Annotated in this window: 22 protein-coding genes; 18 read left to right on the forward strand and 4 right to left on the reverse strand. The window is 29.9% G+C overall.

Annotated features, from left to right (window positions below; all coding sequences use genetic code 11):
* The first annotated feature begins 4 nt into the window (after window positions 1–4).
* From OWM07_RS07255 to OWM07_RS07300, 10 genes are all read left to right on the forward strand, one after another.
* Window positions 5–760, forward strand: a complete 756-nt coding sequence (locus tag OWM07_RS07255; RefSeq protein WP_423303014.1) for an ABC transporter ATP-binding protein — start codon at window positions 5–7, stop codon at window positions 758–760.
* A gap of 12 nt (window positions 761–772) precedes the next feature.
* The gene (locus OWM07_RS07260; RefSeq protein ID WP_423303015.1) at window positions 773–2353 is read left to right on the forward strand and encodes an MlaD family protein; all 1581 of its coding nucleotides are present in this window, start codon (window positions 773–775) and stop codon (window positions 2351–2353) included.
* A 12-nt stretch (window positions 2354–2365) separates the two neighbouring features.
* Entirely contained in the window at window positions 2366–2602 is a 237-nt protein-coding gene (locus OWM07_RS07265) for a MoaD/ThiS family protein (RefSeq protein ID WP_423303016.1), read from the forward strand.
* Complete coding sequence (locus OWM07_RS07270; RefSeq protein ID WP_423303017.1) at window positions 2599–3393, forward strand: 1,4-dihydroxy-6-naphtoate synthase; 795 nt, start codon at window positions 2599–2601, stop codon at window positions 3391–3393. Before OWM07_RS07265 ends, OWM07_RS07270 begins: the two co-directional genes overlap by 4 nt.
* A gap of 3 nt (window positions 3394–3396) precedes the next feature.
* On the forward strand, window positions 3397–3987 hold the full coding sequence (locus OWM07_RS07275; protein ID WP_423303018.1) for a methyltransferase family protein: 591 nt from the start codon (window positions 3397–3399) through the stop codon (window positions 3985–3987).
* The gene (locus OWM07_RS07280) at window positions 3984–4838 is read left to right on the forward strand and encodes a diacylglycerol/lipid kinase family protein (RefSeq protein WP_423303019.1); all 855 of its coding nucleotides are present in this window, start codon (window positions 3984–3986) and stop codon (window positions 4836–4838) included. Before OWM07_RS07275 ends, OWM07_RS07280 begins: the two co-directional genes overlap by 4 nt.
* Window positions 4839–5010: 172 nt before the next feature.
* Window positions 5011–5460, forward strand: a complete 450-nt coding sequence (locus OWM07_RS07285) for a hypothetical protein (protein WP_423303020.1) — start codon at window positions 5011–5013, stop codon at window positions 5458–5460.
* Window positions 5438–7222 carry an ATP-binding protein gene (locus OWM07_RS07290; RefSeq protein WP_423303021.1) on the forward strand — a complete coding sequence of 595 codons (1785 nt, stop codon included), beginning with the start codon at window positions 5438–5440 and terminating at the stop codon, window positions 7220–7222. Before OWM07_RS07285 ends, OWM07_RS07290 begins: the two co-directional genes overlap by 23 nt.
* Before the next feature lie 135 nt (window positions 7223–7357).
* The gene (gene buk, locus OWM07_RS07295; RefSeq protein WP_423303022.1) at window positions 7358–8419 is read left to right on the forward strand and encodes a butyrate kinase; all 1062 of its coding nucleotides are present in this window, start codon (window positions 7358–7360) and stop codon (window positions 8417–8419) included.
* Window positions 8400–9920 (forward strand): phosphate acyltransferase, encoded by a 1521-nt coding sequence (locus OWM07_RS07300; protein WP_423303023.1) that lies wholly within the window; start codon window positions 8400–8402, stop codon window positions 9918–9920. The genes buk and OWM07_RS07300 overlap by 20 nt, the downstream gene beginning before the upstream one ends.
* 167 nt (window positions 9921–10087) lie before the next feature.
* Here OWM07_RS07300 and OWM07_RS07305 read toward each other — a convergent pair whose 3' ends face one another.
* The 3 genes from OWM07_RS07305 to OWM07_RS07315 all read right to left on the reverse strand — a co-directional run bounded on the left by OWM07_RS07305 (window position 10088) and on the right by OWM07_RS07315 (window position 12662).
* Window positions 10088–10957 carry an amino acid ABC transporter permease gene (locus OWM07_RS07305; protein WP_423303024.1) on the reverse strand — a complete coding sequence of 290 codons (870 nt, stop codon included), beginning with the start codon at window positions 10955–10957 and terminating at the stop codon, window positions 10088–10090.
* A gap of 131 nt (window positions 10958–11088) precedes the next feature.
* Window positions 11089–11886, reverse strand: coding sequence for a transporter substrate-binding domain-containing protein (locus tag OWM07_RS07310; protein WP_423303025.1), 798 nt, complete (start codon window positions 11884–11886; stop codon window positions 11089–11091).
* Complete coding sequence (locus OWM07_RS07315; RefSeq protein WP_423303026.1) at window positions 11883–12662, reverse strand: amino acid ABC transporter permease; 780 nt, start codon at window positions 12660–12662, stop codon at window positions 11883–11885. Before OWM07_RS07315 ends, OWM07_RS07310 begins: the two co-directional genes overlap by 4 nt.
* 88 nt (window positions 12663–12750) lie before the next feature.
* Between OWM07_RS07315 and OWM07_RS07320 the strand changes: the two genes are divergently transcribed.
* From OWM07_RS07320 to OWM07_RS07340, 5 genes are read left to right on the forward strand one after another with little or no spacing between them, the layout of a single operon-like run.
* Window positions 12751–14190 (forward strand): RtcB family protein, encoded by a 1440-nt coding sequence (locus OWM07_RS07320; RefSeq protein WP_423303027.1) that lies wholly within the window; start codon window positions 12751–12753, stop codon window positions 14188–14190.
* 2 nt (window positions 14191–14192) lie between these two features.
* Complete coding sequence (locus OWM07_RS07325) at window positions 14193–14492, forward strand: hypothetical protein (RefSeq protein WP_423303028.1); 300 nt, start codon at window positions 14193–14195, stop codon at window positions 14490–14492.
* Window positions 14489–15478 (forward strand): 2-hydroxyacyl-CoA dehydratase family protein, encoded by a 990-nt coding sequence (locus OWM07_RS07330; RefSeq protein ID WP_423303029.1) that lies wholly within the window; start codon window positions 14489–14491, stop codon window positions 15476–15478. The genes OWM07_RS07325 and OWM07_RS07330 overlap by 4 nt, the downstream gene beginning before the upstream one ends.
* On the forward strand, window positions 15475–16221 hold the full coding sequence (locus tag OWM07_RS07335) for an acyl-CoA dehydratase activase (RefSeq protein ID WP_423303030.1): 747 nt from the start codon (window positions 15475–15477) through the stop codon (window positions 16219–16221). Before OWM07_RS07330 ends, OWM07_RS07335 begins: the two co-directional genes overlap by 4 nt.
* Window positions 16206–16736, forward strand: coding sequence for a hypothetical protein (locus OWM07_RS07340; protein ID WP_423303031.1), 531 nt, complete (start codon window positions 16206–16208; stop codon window positions 16734–16736). Before OWM07_RS07335 ends, OWM07_RS07340 begins: the two co-directional genes overlap by 16 nt.
* On the opposite strand, the gene OWM07_RS07345 is transcribed toward OWM07_RS07340, so the two are convergent.
* A complete protein-coding gene (locus OWM07_RS07345; protein WP_423303032.1) occupies window positions 16711–17229 on the reverse strand; it encodes a hotdog fold domain-containing protein in 519 nt (172 codons plus the stop codon). The two genes, OWM07_RS07340 and OWM07_RS07345, sit on opposite strands and share 26 nt — an antisense overlap.
* Window positions 17230–17327: 98 nt before the next feature.
* Here OWM07_RS07345 and glpK point away from each other — a divergent pair, with 98 nt between their 5' ends.
* The 3 genes from glpK (at window position 17328) to OWM07_RS07360 (ending at window position 21194) form a co-directional block, all read left to right on the forward strand.
* Window positions 17328–18815, forward strand: coding sequence for a glycerol kinase GlpK (gene glpK / locus OWM07_RS07350; RefSeq protein ID WP_423303033.1), 1488 nt, complete (start codon window positions 17328–17330; stop codon window positions 18813–18815).
* Window positions 18815–19486, forward strand: a complete 672-nt coding sequence (locus OWM07_RS07355) for a phosphorylase family protein (protein ID WP_423303034.1) — start codon at window positions 18815–18817, stop codon at window positions 19484–19486. The genes glpK and OWM07_RS07355 overlap by 1 nt, the downstream gene beginning before the upstream one ends.
* 163 nt (window positions 19487–19649) lie before the next feature.
* Entirely contained in the window at window positions 19650–21194 is a 1545-nt protein-coding gene (locus tag OWM07_RS07360; RefSeq protein WP_423303035.1) for an acyl-CoA carboxylase subunit beta, read from the forward strand.

Below are 21194 nucleotides of genomic sequence, written 5' to 3' on the forward strand. Positions count from 1 at the left end.
GCTAATGGAAGCTGCTATCGAAATAATAGATTTACATAAGAGCTTTGGAGAATACAAAGTTCATAAAGGTGTAAATCTTAAAATTGCTAAAAATGCTATTACATACATAATTGGTCCCTCAGGTACTGGTAAGAGTGTGCTTTTAAAGCAGATGATGGGGTTGTTAAAACCTGACAGAGGTAAAGTGATAGTTTTAGGACAAGATTTATCAACTTTAAATAAAAAAGAACTTTTAAATGTTAGGAAAAAATTTGGGATGCTTTTTCAAAATGCTGCTCTTTTTGATTCTATGAATGTTTATGAAAATGTGGCATTTCCATTAAGAGAACACACTAAATTAAAAGAGAAAGAGATAAGAGAAATTGTGTTAGAAAAATTACGACTTGTTGGACTTACAAATGTGGAATATAAAATGCCTTCAGAATTATCTGGTGGTATGAGAAAAAGGGTGGGGTTGGCAAGAGCAATTGCCCTTGAGCCAGATATTATACTTTATGATGAGCCTACTACAGGGCTTGATCCTATTATGACAGATGTAGTGGACAATCTTATTTATGAAACCCAAAAGAAGCTAAATATCACATCTGTTGTTATTTCTCACGATATTGAGTCCACTTTTAAAATTGCTGATTATATTGCAATGATTTATGATGGCAAGATTGTAATGTATGGAACACCAGAAGAGTTTAAAAAGACAGATAACCCTTATGTGAGGCAATTTTTAAGTGGGTCTAAAGATGGTCCTATAAAAATAGGTTGATGGGGGATATAAATGCGCTTTTCACTTGAAGCAAAGGTTGGGATTTTTGTGGTGATTGGTTTATTACTATTAGGATACATGACTACAAAGGTTGAGAATATCAATTTTGGTAAAAGTGATGGATACGAAATTATTGCATATTTAAGTGATGCAAGTGGTTTAGTAAAGGATTCTTTTGTCAAATATAGAGGGGTAGAGGTAGGTAAAGTTAAAGATATTAGATTAAAAGAAAACCATGTAGAAGTAGTTTTATTAATCGATAAGCAGTATAAACTTCCTTCCAATGTAGCAGCTGTTGTTAGATCAAGTGGATTTCTTGGAGAAAAATATTTAGAGCTCCAGACTGTAGGGAAAGAAACTGAGGGTTATCTTGCCTCAGGAAGTGAAATAAGAAAATATAAATCAAGTGCTGATTTTGATGAGCTCCAAAACAAGTTTTCTGAGATTGCTGATGATATAAAAGCTATAACTGCTTCTTTAAAAGAGGTGATTGCATCAGATAACGGAAAAGCTGATATGAAGATGACTTTGCAAAATATCAGGTATTCCACAGAGTATATCAGGCAGATGTTAGAAGATAATCAAAAAAGGATAAATCAGATAGTAAAAAATATAGAGGCTATTACTGTTTCAATAAAAAATGTTACAGAGGCAAATCAAGAGAATGTTAATCAGTTGATAGCAAACTTAAAAGAGGTTTCTGAAACATTGAAAAACCAAACTCCTCAAATTGCTCAAAAGATTAATAGTATAACAACAAATATCGATAATTTAGTAGATGATTCTAAGGGTGATTTAAGAGAAACGATTTCAAATATTAAGGTTGTTACAGCAAAATTGGAAAAAACAGTTGATAATCTAAACGATATAACAGACAAAATAAATAAAGGTAAAGGGACAGTTGGTACACTGATTAATGATAATGAAACGGCTAAAGATGTAAAAGATACTATTAAAGGATTAAAAAATCTTGTTACTACCTTTGACAGATTTAAGTTTTATCTTTCTTTTAGTGGTGAAAAGATGTGGGATACTGGAGAGTCAAAGGGGTATTTTAAGCTAAAAATTCAGCCTAGAAAAAATAAATACTATTTATTAGGTTTGGCCACAAGCGATCAGGGTAAATCTACAACGACAGTTACTGATTATAACTATTCTGGGAATGTGCCTTATTATATTGATGGGGGAACTGGTGCTGGTACAAGCTATAGAGAAGTGAAAACATCAAGGACAAAAGATTCCTTAACCTTTATAGCTCAATATGTGCAGCGTTTTTACGATCAGCTTGATTTAAGGATTGGTATTATGGAATCAGAGTTCGGTGTAGGAGCAGATTATTTCCCTTTTAAAGACGAAAGGTTACAGCTGAGTTTGGATGCCTACGATTTTTCAGATAGTGATACTGATAGAAATCCTCATTTAAAGGCAAAACTTCAATATAATCTGACAAAAAACCTATTTTTAAATGTGGGTTATGATGATTTTCTAAATGACGATACAAAAAGTGGATTTATTGGTGGTGGAATTATATTCCTCGATGAAGACTTAAAATATCTTTTGGGTAGGATACCTACATCAGTTCCAGGTAATTAGTGAGGTTATTTTATGATTAAAGTAAAGGCATTTGCTGATTTGACTAAATATATTTCAAAAGATGGCAAATTTGAGACTTTTTTTGATAATAAGGGGGAAAGTGTAAAAGTCAAAGATATTGTGGATTTTTATAATATTCCACTTGATGATATCAAAATAATTCTTGTCAATGGGAAAGATGCAGATTTAGAAACAGAAGTTAGTGATAACGATACAGTAACATTCTTTTCACCAGTGGGTGGAGGATGAAAAAAGATTTAATACTTGCCATTTCAACCTGTCCCAATGATACATTTATTTTTTCTCCAATGATTTTAAATTTTATTGAACACCCTTATAATTTTAAGACACTACTTGATGATGTAGAAGTTTTAAATAATCTTGCTATAGCAGGGATACCTGATATTGTCAAAGTGTCTTACGGTGTCTTACCAAAAATCATTGATAAATATACTGTATTAAAAAGTGGCGGAGCTCTCAGTTTTGGCTATGGGCCTGTTGTTGTATCAAAAAATTACTATAATATAAATGAGCTATATGGTAAAAAAATAGCTGTTCCTGGCTTTAATACGACGGCTTTTAATATTTTTAAAAGATTTTATGGGGATAACTTTGATTTTATTCAACTTCGATTTGATAAAATAATTCCTGCGATTTTAGATGATAATGTTGATGCAGGTTTACTTATCCATGAAGGGAGATTTGTTTATAAAAATTATGGTTTAAATCTTCTATCAGATTTGGGTGAGGAATGGGATAAAAAATATAGTGCTCCAATACCTTTGGGTGCTATAGTTGTTAGAAGAGAAATATTAGATATGGCTAATAATATCAATAATATAATAAAGAATTCTATATTATACTCTAAAAATAATATGCAACTTGTTTACCCTTTTATAAAAAAATATGCTCAAGAGTTAGATGATGAGGTTTTAGAAAAACATATTTCTGCTTTTGTAAATGAGAATAGTTTTGATATGTCAAAATATATAGATGTAATAGTTGATTTTTTGGGTGTATCAGAAAAAGATTTTGTTTAGCAAATGGTTGGTTTGAGTATATATCTGATTTTATATTCTGTATTACATTCAGTTTTGGCTGATGATGTTTTGATGAAGAGGTATTATTACAAGTGGTGGTATAGGTTTTTTTATGTTTTAATTTCTTCTGTTTTATTAATACCAGCATGGATAATTTATGTAAAACTACCTAAAATTTATTTTTTCAATCCACCAGTATATGTTAAAGCTTTTTTATATCTAATTGATTTATTAGCATTAGCATTTGGTTATTATGCTTCAAAGTCCTATGATAACAGCTCATTTTTGGGGATAAAGCAGGTTAAAAATTTTATCAAATATGGTATTAGAGATGTAAAACCTGAAGAAAAATTTGTAAAAAATGGTGCTTTAAAATTTGTCAGACATCCTTATTATTTTACTGCAATTATTTTGTTATGGTTTAGGCCTATGTATTACAAGGATTTGGTAGTGAGTGTTATTTTTACAATATATTTAGTTGTTGGAGCAATTAATGAGGAGAGAAAATTAATAAGGAAATTTGGTGAAGAATATATAAAGTATAAAAAAGATGTTTCTATGTTAATCCCATTTATTAAAAGGAGTAAGTATTGAAAACACTTATTTTGGCAAATCCTGTAAGTGGAAGTTTTGATAAAAATAAATTTAAAAAGTGTATTGATATATTAAATAGAAAATTGAGAAAAATTGAAGTTGTTTATACAGAGTATGCTGGCCATGCTGAAAAGATAGCAAAAAAAGAAAATTACGATATAATTATTCCTGCTGGTGGGGATGGTTTGTTAAATGAGGTGATAAATGGAATTGAAAATAGAGTAGATAAATCAAAGGGGATTCTTCTTTATAAAATACCTTTTGGCACTAGTAATGTTTTTTGTAGAGAATATAAAATTCCTATAAACCCTTTAAAAGCAGCTGAAAAAATGAATATTGCTAATTTTAATGCTATTCCATTGGGAATTGTCGGAGAGAGATATTTTTCTCTAATGGCGGGTTTTGGTTTTGATGCCTTAAGTGTTAAGAATGTGGATTTAAACCTTAAAAAAAGGTTTAGCAAGTTTGCTTATGTGTATTCTGGATTGAAAACATTTTTGTATGAAAAATTCAACTCATTTGAATTTTTTGCTAATGGGAAGAGGTATGAAGCTAATCATTTGATTGTTGCTGTCAGTAATAAATATGCTGGAAATTTTAATCTGTCTAAAAATTTTATGAAGGATAAATTAAATATTTTTTATTTGAAAAACGGTAATAGATTAAACCTTTTACTAAATATTGTTTCAATTGCTTTACATAATGGTTTTATAGGAGACAAGATCTATTCTGATATTATTAAAATTAAAGGTTTAGATGAGTGCCAAATCGATGGCGATTTTTACCAATTAAAGAGCAAAAATAATTTTATTAAATATAAAAAATCATCTTTTTATCTTGTAAATATTTAAATAATATATTAGAATATTTTAAAAACATGTTATGTAATTGGCAAAATTTAATAGATAAGTTATACTGTAGTGTATGCTAGTGATTTATAAATACAATAAAAGTTATAAAAAATTGGTTTTTAACCGATTAAAAAGATTTTTTTCATTTTTTTATATTTAAGAGGATGAATTGATGTATGGTGATTCAAAAGTCAAAGAAGTTCTAACTAGTTTAGGTTTTATTTATGTAAAAGGTTTTATTAAAGAAGGAAAGATATTACTTTCTGATGTATCTGATGAAGTTTTTAAATATATAGATTCTAAAGAGAAGTTATTTTCTGAAAATCTATTTAAAGAGATTTTAGCTAATAACTTTGAAGATATTTATGAACAAATGATAGATATTGCAAAGAAAAATGATAAAAGTGAAGTTTTTTATAAATTTAAGATAAAAAACAGGACTGTATGGGCTTATGCAATTAATTTTTACAAACATGATAAAGATAAAATTTATTTTGAAACATACTTAAAAGATATTACTGAAAACATAGGTTTCTTTGTAGAGAAAAAAGAGATTACTTACTATGTTGAAAGGGTTTTAGAACTATTGGATGAGTTAAATGGAATGGGAGTATATAAGTGATGAGAGTTTTTTTGGTGTTTTAAAAAATGTATTTAAAACAAATAAATTTGTTTTAGTTTCACCCTATGGTAAAAATGGTTATAAGTTTTATTTAGATAAAGTCTATGAGTCAGAAATAAGTGATTTAAAAGAGCTTTTAAATTCTGATAGCTATTTTGTTAACAACTTTTATTGTGATGAGAAGTACTATATTTTTAAGTTTTATCTTGGTTATCTTTTAGTTATGTTTAAAGGTGATTTGCAGGAAATTTTTATAGAAAGAATTAAGGCTGTTTTAAAAATCATAGAAATCGTTTATGAGTATATTAACAAAAAGAAAAGATTAAAGGATGCTATAGAGGAAAATAACAGACTAATAGAAGAGGTTAGGTTAAATTACCAGTTCATAAAAGAGATATTGGATAATCTAAATTCGGCTGTAGTAGTTTTGGATGAGAATGATGATATCGTATTGTCTAATGTGTTATTTAAAAAGAATTTTACAGATAAGGATTTAGAGTTTATTTTGAATAAATCAAAAGATAAGTTTGAACTTAATGATAAACATTACAAAGTTTTTCTTCGAGAAATAAAAGTTGAAGAAAACTTTTTTAAGGTTTTGTTGTTAATTGATATTACTGATATTGTAAAATATGAAAGAGAAATCTCAAAGGTTGATCGACTTGCTTCTATAGGACAGCTTACAGCAGGTATTGCTCACGACTTTAATAATATTTTAACAGGTATCAGCGGAATGGCATACGCTGTAAAGTCTATGGAATCTGATAAAAACAAGATTAATCTACTCACAAATATAGAAAAGCTTGTGGATAGAGCGGCAAATATTATCAAGCAGCTTCTTGATTTTGCAAGAAAATCTGAAGGGCAAAAACAAAGATTTGATTTAGTACCATACTTAAAAGAGTTTATAAAAATGCTCAAAGAAACTTTTCCAAAGAATATACATTTAAATATTAAATATGATAATAAAGATACTTACAATATAGAAATTGATCCAGTTCATTTGGATAGAATATTGATGAATTTATGTGTAAATGCCAAAGATGCAATCGGTGACAAAGAAGGGGAGATTAATATTCAGATTTCGAATATAGAAATTGTGGATAACAGTTTTAAGAATTTAGTTGGACTCGTAAAAAATGGTCAATATATTTTAATATCGGTTTCTGATACAGGCAGTGGAATTTCAGATGATATAAAAGATAAAATATTTGACCCCTATTTTACCACCAAAGAGCATGGGAATGGGCTTGGGCTTGCTCAGGTGTATGGTCTGGTTAAAAACAATGATGGATACATAACATTTGAATCAGAGGAGAACAAAGGTACAACTTTTTACATACTTTTGCCATCTGCAAAAGAGATGTTAGATAGCAGTAAAGAATCTAAACTTGAAAGCAGTTCACATGATAATATTTTAAAAGGGTATAAAATTTTGCTAATAGATGATGAGGAGTTTATCCTTGAATCTCTATCTATTTATTTAAAACAGCTTGGATTAGAAGTGGATTGTGCCTTGAGTGCTGATGAAGCTCTTAATCTTTTAAAGGAGAAACGCTACGATCTGATTATTTCTGATTATTCTTTACCTGGTGTAAAATCAAGTAAGTTTTTAGAAATGTTAGAAAGTTTTTGTAAAAATTTGATTGTTATATCTGGATATTTGTTGAATGATTTTAAATATCCATTTCTAAAGAAACCTTTCAAATTTGAGGAATTAGTTAACCAGATTAAAGATATTTTGAATATAGATAAAAGTTAAAAAGATTTCCAAAATTTATCTAATGATGAAAACGATATAATTAAATCGTTCAATAATTATTACTTCCCCATAAAAATAAATTTGTAAATTTTTGTAATTTGTGTTAAGTAATATTAAAAATACTGAGGAGTTTTTATGAATATTCTTGCTATTGATCCAGGTTCTACAAGCACGAAAATCGGTATATTCTCAAATGATAAGTTAATGAAATATAATATAGAACATTTAGATGAAGAATTTATAAAAATTGTTAGAGTGATTGACCAGGAAGTTGTAAGGTTTAATAATATTAAACATTTTTTGGTTGAAAATAATCTGTATAATCTAAAATTTGACGCAGTTGTTGCTAGAGGTGGTCTTTTAAAGCCGATTGAAGGTGGAGTTTATCAGGTAAATGATAAAATACTTAATGATTTAAAGTGTGGTGTGAATGGTGAACATCCTGCAAATCTTGGTGGAATTCTTGCTATGAGATTTGCTAAAATTTATGACTGCAAAGCTTATATTGTTGATCCTCCTGTTATTGATGAAATGTGGGAGATTGCTAAAATTACGGGCATTAAAGATATTTTAAGAAAAAGTAAATTCCATGCTCTAAATCACAAAGAAGTGGCTCGAAGAATTGCAATAAATGAGCTTGGTAAAAAATATGAGGAATCCACTTTGATTGTGGCTCATCTTGGTGGTGGGATTACGATTGGACTTCATAAAAATGGTAAGGTAGTAGATGTAAATAACGGTCTTGATGGTGATGGCCCATTTGCCGTGGAAAGGGCAGGTGGCTTACCTATCGATGGATTAATTGATTTTATGGAAAAAAATAATATATCATTTTCGCAATTAAAGAGAATAATTAGTAAAGAATCGGGGATTTTTTCACTTCTAAAAACTAAAAATATGAAAGATGTAGAAAAATTGTATAATACTGATAATTATGTAAAAACTGTAGTAGAAGCTTTTGTTTATAACATAGTAAAAGAGATTGGCTCTCTTTATGCTGCAGCTTGTGGATTAGTCGATGCTTTGGTCATAACAGGTGGTCTTGCAAAAAGTGAGTTTTTTATGAGCAAAATAAAAGAGTATTTAAAATTTTTAGATAAAATATTTATTGTTCCAGGTGAATATGAAATAGAAGCTTTAGTCAATGGAGCAATTAGAGTTTTGAAAGGGGAAGAAGATGCAAAGATTTACGAATAAATTTATAAACACTGGTGCAAACATAAAATCTATTCTTAAAGAAAAAAAGGTTGATGTAGACGATATATTATCTTTATTGAAAATTAATGAAAAAGAATTAGGAATGATTTTAGATGGTGAAGTTCAACCTTCAGTGTCGCAGCTTTTGCAAATTTCATCATTTTTAAATGTAAGTGTTTCGAGGCTTCTTTATGGTATTGATGAGGATGAAAAAAAGGTGGTAAAGACAACTCCAGAAGAGCGTGTAGTAATAAGGAGGAAAGAATACCTTGTTTATGAAAACCTTGCACCAAAATTTTCTAATAAGGCTGTAGAGCCTTTTTTGGTTGATATCTATAAAACTAAACCGCTTGAAATAGATGAAAGTGTACATAATGGAGAGGAATTCATTTATCTTATCGAAGGGAAGATAAAGCTTACGATAGAGGGGAAAGAATATACTCTTAATGTGGGTGATACTATCTATTTTGATTCATCACAAAGACATAAAATTGAATCTCTCACTGATAAATCACGCATTTTTGCCACAATTTATTACGGAGATACTATGCTCTTTAAAACTAAAGGCAAGAAAATGAAAGATTTGATAAATGCTGCTAAAGCTATCGGTAAACAGAATATAGCATTGATTAATCCTGATGATTCGTCAATTGAGGCCTTAAATAAAGCTATTATTGAAGGTTTGATAGATAAAGCATTTTTAGTAGGTGACAAAAATAATTTACAAGATAAATATGCAAAACTTTTAACCTTTTCAAATCATTATGATTTTGAACATATAGATAGCAGTCTTTCAAACTATTATCAAATATATGCAAAAAGAGCTGTGGAATTGATTAAAGAGAATAAAGCTGATTACTTAATGAAGGGGAATATAAATACTGCCATAATGCTAAAAGAGGTCTTAAACAAAGAATACGGGATACCAACTGGCAGAAGAATTAGCCTTGTCAGTATTTTTGAACTTTTTGATAGAGAAAAGTTTATTTTGCTCACTGATCCTGCAATTAACCCTGAGCTTTTTCCAGAAGGTGATTTAAACCTTGCAAAAGATATTGTAAATAATGCTATAGATGTAGCTTTTGCACTGGGGATGAGGAAGGTAAATGTTGCTCTTCTTGATGCAAATGAAATCCCTACAGAAAAAATCCCTTCAACAATTCTTGAGAAAAAATTATCAGAGTTAGAATGGCCTGCAAATGTCGATGTCTATGGCCCTTTGTCTTATGATTTAGCACTTTATGAGGAGGCTGCTATAAAGAAAGGGTTAAAAGATAATTCAGTAGCTGGAAATGCTGATGTTTTGGTGGTTCCTCATATAGAAGCGGGAAATTTTTTATATAAATCCTGGGCAATGACAATGGGTGCCGATGTTGCAAATATTGTTGTGGGTGCAAAGGCTCCAATTGTGATAACTTCAAGAAGTGATAGTGATATGGTAAAATTTCTTACAATTTGTGCCAATGCTATTTATGCGAATTATCTAAAAACTAGAGAATAATTATTTGAGGATGTTGCACAATAGACTAATATGTTGATAATTATAATAATAATGAGATTGCTTCGGCAACTTTTGTTGCCTCGCAATGACAGGGAAATTTGTCATTGCGAGCGTTAGCGAAGCAATCTAAGATATATAAGTAATTATTATTGTGCAATACCTTCGATTTATTTTATAGCCATTTTATTCTCTAAAATTGAAGAGAAGTGAGATAATATAGTATTAATAACTAAATAAATTACTGTAATTATAATCCAAATTTCAAAAATAAGATAGGTGGATGCCATTAATTCCATCCCCTGAAAAGTAAGCTCTGGAATTGAAATTACAGAAAGTATTGCAGAATCTTTAATAGTTGAAACCATCTGTCCTGTTAAAGGTGGAATAATAAGGGGCATCGCTTGAGGCAAAATAATATATCTTAATCTTTGCCATTTGTTCATCCCAAGACTTTTAGCAGAATCTATTTGCTCTTTCTTTATAGCCAGGATTGCACCTTTTACTATTTCAGAAATATATGCACTTTCATATAACGATAATGCTAAAATCCCTATAATAAATACAGAAGCCCTGCCTCTTTCCACCAACATTAAATTAAAAAAGTCTGGGTATTTGTTGTAAAAAAAATCTAATATCTGCTCAATGTTGAATATTTTAATAAATATATCACCAAGGAAAAAATAAACGACAAATATTACGACGATTGATGGGATATTTCTAATAATTTCAACATAGCTAATCGATATTAGTCTAAAAAAAGTATTTTTAGATGCTTTCATAATACCAAAAACAAATCCGATAAAAGTGGATACTATTATAGAATAAATACTTATTTTTAAAGTGTTTATAACTCCTATCATAATAACATTTGGAACAATTTTTCCATTTATTTCTTTAAAAAAATATTGAAAAATTTGTCCCCATTTCCAGTTGTAGTGCATGCTGTTATTTATTTTATAGAAAAAGTAATAGACTGATATAAAAAAAATGCTCAAGATTATTAAATCGAGTTTAGTGAATTTTATATCTCTTTTCATAAGTAAACTTTTTTATGTAAACCTATAAAAATTTTAAATTTGAGATTGCTACCCAGCAATTCTCTTTTCATATTTAATTTATAATTGAATAATGAGGGGTAGCAATCTCATTATTTTTAAAATATTAATATCTATTTTATTAGTTTTTCCCAATCTCTTGTATAAAACCAGTATTGTTTTCTCTCTTTTAAAAACCCTTCAGCATCAACATATCTAATCCAACTGTTTAAAAAGTTTAAAAAGTCATAATCACCTTTTTTAACAGCAAAACCTATTGGTTCTTTTGTAAAAGTATCATTGATTGGTAAATAAAGCTTATCTGGATGCTCTATTGCTTGAAATGCTGGCATTGGAGCAGAAGCTACTACTGCATGGGCTCTGCCTAAGAGCAGTTCTTGAATTGCTTGTGATTCGTCATCAAAAAGTTTTATCTTTGCATTAGGGAAAAATCTTTTGGTAGCGACTTCTGCTGTGGTGCCGATTCTTACCGCTATTATGACATCTTTTTTATTAAAATCTGATAGCTTATTCCAACCCTTCGCTTTAAATTTGTTAGCAACTATGGACATCCCTGAGTAATCATAAGGGATTGAAAAATTTACTTTTAGAGCCCTTTGTGGAGTTATACTCATACCTCCAATAATAATATCAAATTTACCAGTTAAAAGAGCAGGGATTATACCTGACCATTTTGTAGGGACAAACTCCACTTTAACTCCCATATCTTTTGCTAATCTCTTTGCTACATCTATTTCAAATCCTATCAAATTTCCATTTTTATCGTACATTGCCCAAGGAACAAATGTTGACATACCTACTTTTAATACACCTTTTTTCAAAACCTTATCTAATGTACTTTCATTAGCATATAAATTTGTAAAAACTGTTAAAAAAAGCAGTAAAAATACTATTTTTTTCAAAATTTTCATTTTTCACCTCTCAATGTTTTTTTATGAAAAATCTTAATTATTAATGTTATTATAATATTTATAATCAAATATGTAAAGGCGACTATTATCCAAATCTCAAAAGTCATGAATGTCTCTGAAATTGCTTTTTGCGCTTGCATGGTTAAATCATAGATAGCAATAACACTAACAAGTGCAGAGTCTTTAATAAGGGAAACAAAAATATTGATAAGTGGATAAATTATCGTTTTTACGGCTTGTGGTAGTATTATGTATATAAATGTTTTAAAGGTGTTCAACCCAAGACTAAATGATGCTTCCCATTGCCCTTTATCCACATTTTCTATTCCAGCTCTAATTATTTCACATGCATAGGCACCTTCAAACATGCTTATTGCAATTACAGCTGACCAGAAAGCTGAGATATTAAACACAGGTGCAATTACAAAATAAAAGAAAAGTATTTGTATTAATAGTGGTGTATTTCTAAAAATTTCCACATAGAGATAACCTATTAATCTTGCTGAAAATGAGTTTAATGTTCTAAAAATTCCGAAAATAAATCCAAAAATATTTGTCAATATAAATGAAAAGAATGATATTTGAAAAGTAACAAACAACCCTTTTAATAATGGACCAAAGATAAATTTACCTTCATTTATTTCAAAAAATAGCCGTTTTACTCTGAACCATTGCCAGTTATAGCCTGTGTTTGAAGCACCTTTGAAAATGAGATAACTAAATAAAACAACTAAAAATAAAAAGGCAACGATTTGCATAAATTTTCTAAATACCATCAAGAAAATATTATATTACTAAGTAGATAAATCAAGAATAATTTTAAATTTGATTGCAAAATTATAAAAAATATTTAAATTAGCCAGTATGAAAATCAAACAGAAAGACAAATATATCTTTGAAATTGAAAAAGATGAAAAAATAGGGATGAATGTTCCTGGTATCATTTATGCTGATAATAGTATGCTTGTTGATATACTCAATGAAGGTTCTGCTCAACAGGTTGTGAACTCTGCAACACTTCCAGGAATAAAAAAGGCATCAATTGCAATGCCTGATATTCATTATGGGTATGGTTTGCCTATAGGTGGTGTTGTAGCTACTGATATAAATGAAGGTGTGATTACTCCTGGTGGAGTAGGGTTCGATATTAATTGTGGTGTTAGATTAATTAAATTTGATATAAACAAGGATGAAGTAATAAGTGATTTAGAAGATATTGCTAAACATTTATATAGAAATATCCCTTGTGGAGTTGGGGAAGGTGGCAATATTAAGCTAAAGAAAAAAGAATTGAAGAATGTTTTAAAAAAAGGGGCATATTGGGCTGTTGAAGAAGGGTTTGGAACGGAAGCTGATTTGTTGAATACAGAATCTTACGGAAAACTGGATGATGCAGGACCTGATGTGGTTTCCAATAAAGCTTATGAAAGAGGTTATGATCAATTAGGAACCCTTGGTAGTGGTAATCATTTTTTAGAGATTGGTTATATAGAAGAGATTTTTTTAGATGATGTTGCTAAAAATTGGGGGCTATTTAAAGGGCAATTAACGCTATTAATACATTCAGGCTCAAGGGGGCTTGGTCACCAAATATGCAGTGATTTTCTTGACATTTTCGAAAGAGCACTAAAAAAGTATCAAATAGATGTTCCTGATAAACAGTTAGCTTGTGCACCTGTTTTATCCCCTGAAGGGCAGGAATATTTAGCAGCTTTAAGTTGTGCCGCTAATTTTGCTTGGGCTAATAGACAAATATTACAATCAATAGCTATCAAAGCATTAGCTGAAATACTTAAAGTAAAAGTTAAATCTTTAAATCCATCTCTTTTGTATGATGTAGCTCATAATATTGTAAAATTTGAAAAGTTTGAAGTTGATGGGGAAGAAAAATTGTTAGCAGTTCACAGAAAAGGTGCTACCAGATCTCTACCTAAAGGTTCTGACTTGCTACCTGAACACTACAGAAAAACTGGACAACCTGTTATTATCCCTGGTGATATGGGGAGATACTCGTATATTTTAGTAGGTGGGAATAAAGCTCCAGAAAGAAGTTTTAACTCTGCTTGCCATGGTGCAGGGAGAGTGCTAAGTAGACATAAGGCTATCAAAATGGCACAAAATAGAAATATTGCAAACGAGCTAAAAAGTGAGGGTATTATAGTCATTAGCAGAGGTAAAAAAACTTTAAAAGAAGAGATGCCAGATGCTTACAAAGATGTATCTAAAGTAGTGGAAATTGTAGATTATCTGGGCATAGCAAAAAAGGTGGCTAAATTAAGACCATTATGTGTAATCAAGGGGTAAATATGGAGAAATGGATGGCTGTTTTTGATGATATGAGGTTTGAAGATGTTAAGTTTAATATAATTGATGATTTGAAAATTGAGGTATTATTTTTAAAAAGAAGGAAAAAGATGAATGGTACTGTATTGAAATTTAATGATTTTACAAAAGTTTATAAAGTATCCCTTGATGATGGGACAGAGTTTGCAATAGTTGATTTTCATGAAATGGATGCATTTTTTGAAAATAACAATATCCTTTTCCAAAACAGAAAAGGGTTACATAAAGAGATAAAAAGATATATTGAGTTTTCTTTATCGTGAAAAAAGTCGGTTTTACCACCACAATACCTGTAGATATAATTTTTGCAGCCGAAAAAGTGCCTATAGATTTAAACAATATATTTATAACAAGTAGATCCCCATATAGGTATATAGAAAAGGCTGAGGAGGATGGCCTTCCTAGAAATACTTGCAGCTGGATAAAGGGGATTTATACTGCAGTGCTTGAAAACGATATTGACACAGTAATAGGTGTTATTGAAGGGGATTGTTCGAATACCCATGCATTAATGGAGATTTTTAGGTCTAAATCAAAGAATGTTATTCCTTTTGCTTACCCTTATGGTGAAAAAGATAAGGTAAATTTTTTAAAAAATCAGATAAATAATTTGATGATAGAATTAAATGTTGAGTGGAATGATGTAAAAAATACAATAGATAGAATTGATAAAATAAGAGAGAAACTTATTAGGCTTGATGAATACACGATAGAAGGTTTTGTTTCAGGATTTGAAAATCACTTGTGGTTGGTCACTTCTACTGATTTTAATTCTGATTATGTTAGTTATGAAAAAGAATTAGATAAATTTTTGGATGAGATAAAAAATAGAAGGTCTTTAAATAAAAAGGTTAGACTTGGTTTTATCGGTGTGCCAACTATTTTTACTGATATTTATCAATTTATAGAAGAAAGGGATTGTCAGGTGGTATTTAATGAGGTTCAAAGACAATTTTCTATCCCTTATATTGAGTTTGATTATGTTGAGCGTTTTGCAAGATACACATACCCTTATGATATTAAATTTAGATTAGAAGATATAAAGAAGCAGATTAAGAAAAGGGAGATAGACGGTATTATACATTATGTCCAATCATTTTGTTATAGACAGATTCAGGATGTTGTTATTAAAAAAGAGTTGGATATCCCTGTTATTACTATCGAAGGGAATGACCCTGAAGGGATTGATGCTAGGACAAAAATCAGGCTTGAATCTTTTATAGAGATGTTGCAGGGTAAAAAAGGATGAAAGTTGGTATTGATTTAGGAAGTCGTTTTGTAAAAGTAGCAATACAAAGTGGAGATGATGAATTTATTCTAAAAAAAATTGATACAATAGAATTTTATAAAAAATATGTGTTTAAAAAAGAACAAAATATCTATGTGGATATGAAAGCATTTTTGAATGAAGATGATGTAGATATTACTGCTACGGGTTATGGAAGGAATGTTCTTGCTTTTAAAAATGCAAATATAATATCCGAGATAAAAGCTCATTACAAAGGTGCTCTTATTCAAATGAATTATGAAAACTTTACCCTTATTGATATAGGGGGGCAGGATTCTAAGGTAATATATGTGAAAAATGGATATATAGAAGATTTTGTAATGAATGATAAATGTGCTGCAAGTACAGGAAGATTTTTAGAAAACAGTGCAAATATCTTGGGGATAACATTAGAAGAATTAGCAAACGAAACCAAAAAACCGATTAAATTGAATAGCACCTGTGCAATTTTTAGTGAATCAGAGATTGTGGGTAAAATAGCAGAAGGGTATAAAATTTCAGAAATTGCTGCCGGAATTAATGAGTCAATTGCAAAACGGATATATCCTATGTTAAAAAGATTTAAAAATGATAGATATTTTGCATCAGGTGGAGTGGCTAAACTAAAAGGGGTAATATATTTTTTAGAAAAGTTAGTTAACGATAAAATTGAAGTTGTAAAAAATGCACAATTTAATGGTGCAATAGGATGTCTTCATTACTGATGAATGGTAAAAAAGTAAAAGCTGGATTCCCTACATTATTACAAACTATAAAATTGTCTTTTAAAGCTTCTTTTTTTGATGAGAAAGGGCTTCTTTTTTTGCTGCTGAATAATAAACACACTTTTAATTTAATCACAATTTTTCTTTTTATGATTTCATTACCTGTAAGGGGGTTAGATGGTAAAGTATCATATTCAATTGGTCATATCATAGAAACAGTTCTTTTAACCCTGTTTTTTATAGGGTTTCTTTATTTTTTATCTCCAAATAAAAAATTTGGTTTTTTAGCATTTTTGAGAGTTTTTATGGCTTATGAAAGCATTGATATTTTTGCAATAGTTAGTTTTATTATTCCAATAAGTTTTTTAAGTATTTTTTACGCATTACATATTGGATGGTACTTATCACTTGCAGTGTTTGCATATAGTAAAATTAATCGCTTGAATTATATTTATTCAACAATAAATGTGCTGCTTGTATTTTTTATAGTTAATCTCTTGCCGTCAATTCTTTGATACGGGTAATTATTTTTGGAAAATATTTTTTATTTTTGTCAAATAGAAGATATTTAATTGTTTCTTTCATCTTTTCATCAGAAATTTCAACAAAATGACCATCAGCTTCGATATATTTTATATTATTTTTATCTAATATATACCCTTTGACGGTATAGAGTCCTCTTTTTTCTTCAACAAATTCAGTAATTATCCTATAGTTTTCTTTAATATGAAGTGACTTTTTAAATTTTATCTGTAACATTCTTGTAAAACAGAGATTTTTGGCACTGCTAAAAACATAAGCACACCAACCAAGAGTTTCATCAAGTAATGCAGAAGCTATCCCACCATGAACGATCCCTTTAAAGCCGTTATACCCATCTGGGATTAAAATATCTGAGCAAACAGTATTGTTTTCCACATAAAATATATGTTTTAAACCGATTTCATTATCAATACCGCAAACAAAACATTTTGTAGAATGGGGTAAGTATAACCTTTCAAAATTCATGTTAGATTTTTTACTTCTAATTATTGTAAATGGCAATCTTTTTTGTTTGATGTTATAATTAATTTGAATTATTTAGTAGTTTGAAAAAGAGGTGTACTATGAAAAAATATGTTTTAGCATTAGATTCTGGTACTACAGGGAATAAAGCTATTGCATTTGATTTGGAAGGTAATATTGCAGCTTATTCTTACACAGAATTTCCACAAATATTCCCTAAAAGTGGGTGGGTAGAGCAAGCCCCTTTTGATATACTTAATAGTGCCTTGAAAGTGTTAAAAGATGTTATTGATAAGGTTGGTTCAGAAAACATTATATCTATTGGGATTACAAATCAAAGAGAGACAACAATAATTTGGGATAAAAATAGTGGAGAGCCTTTATATAATGCAGTAGTTTGGCAATGTAGAAGATCTTCAGAAATTTGTGATAGATTAGTAGAAAATAAAAAAATGATTAAAGAAAAAACAGGGTTGTTTTTAGATCCATATTTTAGTGCTACAAAGGTAATATGGTTGTATGAAAATGTTGAAAATGTAAAAAAAGCTATTGATAAAGGTGATGCTTTATTTGGTACTGTCGATAGTTGGTTGCTTTATAATTTGACATCAAATAATGCTCATTTGACAGATATTACAAATGCTTCAAGAACTATGTTTTTTAATATTAACAAATTAGAGTATGACAGTGAATTGTTAAAATTATTTGGTATCCCAGAAAATATTTTGCCAGAAGTAAAACCATCAGGTGATTTTTTTGGAGTTGTCGATAAAAAATTTTTTGGGTGTGAAATACCGATAACTGCTGTGATTGGTGATCAACAATCTGCTCTTTTTGCTCATGGAGGCTGGAGGGAAGGATTAATAAAAAATACTTATGGGACAGGTTTATTTTTGATGACATCCACTAAAAACAATATTTATCAAAGCGAAAGTCTCATTTCAACGATTGCATGGAAGATAGATGATGATATTGAGTATGCTTTGGAAGGAAGTGTCTTTATAGGTGGATCACTCGTTCAGTGGATAAGGGATAATCTAAATCTGATAGAAAAAAGTTCTGATATTGAAAGGCTTGCAGCAGAAGTGGATAGTTCTGAAGGGGTTTTTATAGTACCTGCTTTTAGTGGGTTAGGTGCACCTTACTGGGATCATTCTGCGAGAGGTATTATTATTGGTATTACAAGAGGTACAAAAAAAGAGCATTTGGCTAGAGCTGCACTTGAAGCAATAGCTTATCAAGTAAAAGATATTTATGAAGAATTAAAAAAGGATACAGAGATTGATTTTAAAACGCTTTCTGTAGATGGAGGTGCATCAGAAAACAGATTATTGATGCAAATACAGGCTGATATGTTAGGTATACCTGTAGAAAAACCATCTATTAAAGAATCCACAGCATTTGGTGCTGCAGGTTTGGCAGGTATTATATCAGGAGTTTGGAATAAAGATGATATATTAAAGTTTAGAGCTTTAGATTCAGTTTTTAGACAAAATGATAGGGATGGGTACTACATTAAAGGGTACTCTATTTGGAAAGAAGCTGTAAAGCGGTCTTTTGGTTGGAATAAATTAATAAGTAATTGCTGATGAAAAGGAATTTAAAAGATATAGAAGTCAAAAATATCATTGTTATCCCAACTGTTAATGAATATAATTATCTTTTTGAATATCAACTAATCGAATATAATAGCATATTAAAATATGCCTTAAGTGACGATTTATTAGTTGTTATTAGTGGTATTGGTAAAATAAATACTGCAATAACGATTACTTATCTTTTAAATTTAAATATTAGATTCAATAAGATTTTATTAGCAGGTATTGCTGGTGCATATAAAGACACTGGTTTGAAAGTAGGGGATGTGGTATCTATTAAAGAGGATTATTTTGTTGATGAAGCATTATTTCATAATAATACAATTAAAATGACTAACGAAATCAACTTTCCAGTTTGTAAGGATAATAAAACAACTTTTTTAATTTTTAATTCATTAAAAGTTGTTAATGCTAATACTGTTTCTTTGATATCTGGTGATGACAAATTAAGTGAACTTTATCATAAGAAAACAAATGCATCTATTGAATCTATGGAAGGAGCAGCTTTTGGGCTGGTATGTAAAAAATTTAATGTTAATGCTTATCAGATTAGAGCGATTTCAAATTATTGTGGTAATAGGGAAAAACAGATGTGGGATGTAAAAAAAGCATTAAAAAACCTAAAAGAGGTTTTATACAGTTTACATTTAGTAAAACATTAATAATGTGAACATTATTAAAATTAAAAAAGTATTTGATTGATAAAGCATATAATTTTCATTTATTTCAAGATAAATATTTAACAAGTCATCGTAAATATTTTTATATTGACTTAAAATAAAAATTATGTTTTATTATTGTAATAATAAACACAGGGGGAGTTTTATGGAAGATAAAATTAAAGAGCTTCAGGAATTAAATCGCAAAGCTGAATTGGGCGGTGGCCCAGATCGAATTGCAAAACAGCATGAAAAAGGTAAGCTTACTGCAAGAGAAAGAATCGATAAGTTATTGGACAAAGGGACATTTGTAGAGTTAGACAAGTTTGTTGTTCATAGGTGTAATTATTTTGGTATGGAAAAGAATAAAATTTTGGGTGATGGGGTAGTAACTGGTTACGGTAAAATAAATGGTAGAACAGTATTTGTTTTTTCACAAGATTTCACTGTATTTGGTGGGTCGCTTTCTGAAATGTTTGCTAAAAAGATTTGCAAGATTATGGATCTTGCAATGGAGGTTGGCGCACCTGTTATCGGATTAAATGACTCTGGTGGTGCAAGGATTCAAGAAGGTGTTCTTTCTTTGGCTGGATACGCTGATATATTCTTGAGAAATACACTTGCTTCAGGCGTAATACCACAAATAAGTGCAATAATGGGACCTTGTGCAGGTGGGGCAGTTTATTCCCCAGCGTTAACAGACTTTATTTTTATGGTTAAAGAAACTAGCTATATGTTTATCACTGGTCCAGAAGTTGTAAAAACTGTGACAAATGAAGTGGTTACTAAAGAAGAACTTGGTGGTGCAATGACACATAATACCAAGAGTGGTGTGGCACATTATGCAGCTGAAAATGATGAAGAGTGCTTGATGAGAATAAGAGAATTATTGAGCTATCTTCCATCTAATAATATGGAAGATCCACCTGTTGTTCCTTGTAAAGATGATCCAAACAGAATTGAGAAAAAATTAAACGAGATAATACCTACAGATCCTAACAAACCTTACGATATGTATGATGTTATAAAATTAATAGTTGATGATGGTAACTTTTTTGAAATCCATCAGCATTATGCAAAAAATTTAATAGTTGGCTTTGCAAGATTAAATGGTAAAACTGTAGGTATTGTTGCAAATCAACCAGCTGTTTTAGCTGGAGCACTTGATATAGATGCATCATTAAAAGGTGCGAGATTTGTAAGATTTTGTGATGCTTTTAATATACCATTATTAACATTTGTTGATGTACCTGGCTTTATGCCTGGGACAGCTCAAGAGTATGGTGGTATTATTAAGCATGGTGCTAAATTGCTGTATGCTTATTGCGAAGCTACTGTTCCTAAAGTTACTGTAATTACAAGGAAGGCTTATGGTGGAGCCTATGATGTTTTGAGTTCTAAACATGTTAGAGGGGATATAAACTTTGCTTATCCAACTGCTGAAATTGCAGTTATGGGTCCAGATGGTGCTGTACAGATACTTTTTGCTAAAGAGGTTGCAAAAGCTGATGACCCAGATGCAATGAAGAAGAGATTAGTAGAAGAATATAGAAAAACTTTTGCAAATCCATATAGAGCTGCTGAATTAGGATTTATTGATGAAGTTATTATTCCAGAAAATACTAGACCAAAGGTTATTCAGGCATTCGAATTGTTGGCAAACAAAAGACAGTCAAATCCACCTAAAAAACATGGTAATATACCACTTTAA

The sequence above is a fragment of the Deferribacter thermophilus genome (genome assembly GCF_049472675.1).
Classification (GTDB): domain Bacteria; phylum Chrysiogenota; class Deferribacteres; order Deferribacterales; family Deferribacteraceae; genus Deferribacter; species Deferribacter thermophilus.

Coding starts and splice junctions, on each gene's coding strand:
- OWM07_RS07255 (WP_423303014.1), top strand. CDS start 5: ATGGAAGCTGCTATCGAAATAATAGATTTACATAAGAGCTTTGGAGAA.
- OWM07_RS07260 (WP_423303015.1), top strand. CDS start 773: ATGCGCTTTTCACTTGAAGCAAAGGTTGGGATTTTTGTGGTGATTGGT.
- OWM07_RS07265 (WP_423303016.1), top strand. CDS start 2,366: ATGATTAAAGTAAAGGCATTTGCTGATTTGACTAAATATATTTCAAAA.
- OWM07_RS07270 (WP_423303017.1), top strand. CDS start 2,599: ATGAAAAAAGATTTAATACTTGCCATTTCAACCTGTCCCAATGATACA.
- OWM07_RS07275 (WP_423303018.1), top strand. CDS start 3,397: ATGGTTGGTTTGAGTATATATCTGATTTTATATTCTGTATTACATTCA.
- OWM07_RS07285 (WP_423303020.1), top strand. CDS start 5,011: ATGTATGGTGATTCAAAAGTCAAAGAAGTTCTAACTAGTTTAGGTTTT.
- OWM07_RS07290 (WP_423303021.1), top strand. CDS start 5,438: ATGGAATGGGAGTATATAAGTGATGAGAGTTTTTTTGGTGTTTTAAAA.
- buk (WP_423303022.1), top strand. CDS start 7,358: ATGAATATTCTTGCTATTGATCCAGGTTCTACAAGCACGAAAATCGGT.
- OWM07_RS07300 (WP_423303023.1), top strand. CDS start 8,400: ATGCAAAGATTTACGAATAAATTTATAAACACTGGTGCAAACATAAAA.
- OWM07_RS07305 (WP_423303024.1), bottom strand. CDS start 10,957: ATGAAAAGAGATATAAAATTCACTAAACTCGATTTAATAATCTTGAGC.
- OWM07_RS07310 (WP_423303025.1), bottom strand. CDS start 11,886: ATGAAAATTTTGAAAAAAATAGTATTTTTACTGCTTTTTTTAACAGTT.
- OWM07_RS07315 (WP_423303026.1), bottom strand. CDS start 12,662: ATGGTATTTAGAAAATTTATGCAAATCGTTGCCTTTTTATTTTTAGTT.
- OWM07_RS07320 (WP_423303027.1), top strand. CDS start 12,751: ATGAAAATCAAACAGAAAGACAAATATATCTTTGAAATTGAAAAAGAT.
- OWM07_RS07325 (WP_423303028.1), top strand. CDS start 14,193: ATGGAGAAATGGATGGCTGTTTTTGATGATATGAGGTTTGAAGATGTT.
- OWM07_RS07335 (WP_423303030.1), top strand. CDS start 15,475: ATGAAAGTTGGTATTGATTTAGGAAGTCGTTTTGTAAAAGTAGCAATA.
- OWM07_RS07340 (WP_423303031.1), top strand. CDS start 16,206: ATGTCTTCATTACTGATGAATGGTAAAAAAGTAAAAGCTGGATTCCCT.
- OWM07_RS07345 (WP_423303032.1), bottom strand. CDS start 17,229: ATGAATTTTGAAAGGTTATACTTACCCCATTCTACAAAATGTTTTGTT.
- glpK (WP_423303033.1), top strand. CDS start 17,328: ATGAAAAAATATGTTTTAGCATTAGATTCTGGTACTACAGGGAATAAA.
- OWM07_RS07355 (WP_423303034.1), top strand. CDS start 18,815: ATGAAAAGGAATTTAAAAGATATAGAAGTCAAAAATATCATTGTTATC.
- OWM07_RS07360 (WP_423303035.1), top strand. CDS start 19,650: ATGGAAGATAAAATTAAAGAGCTTCAGGAATTAAATCGCAAAGCTGAA.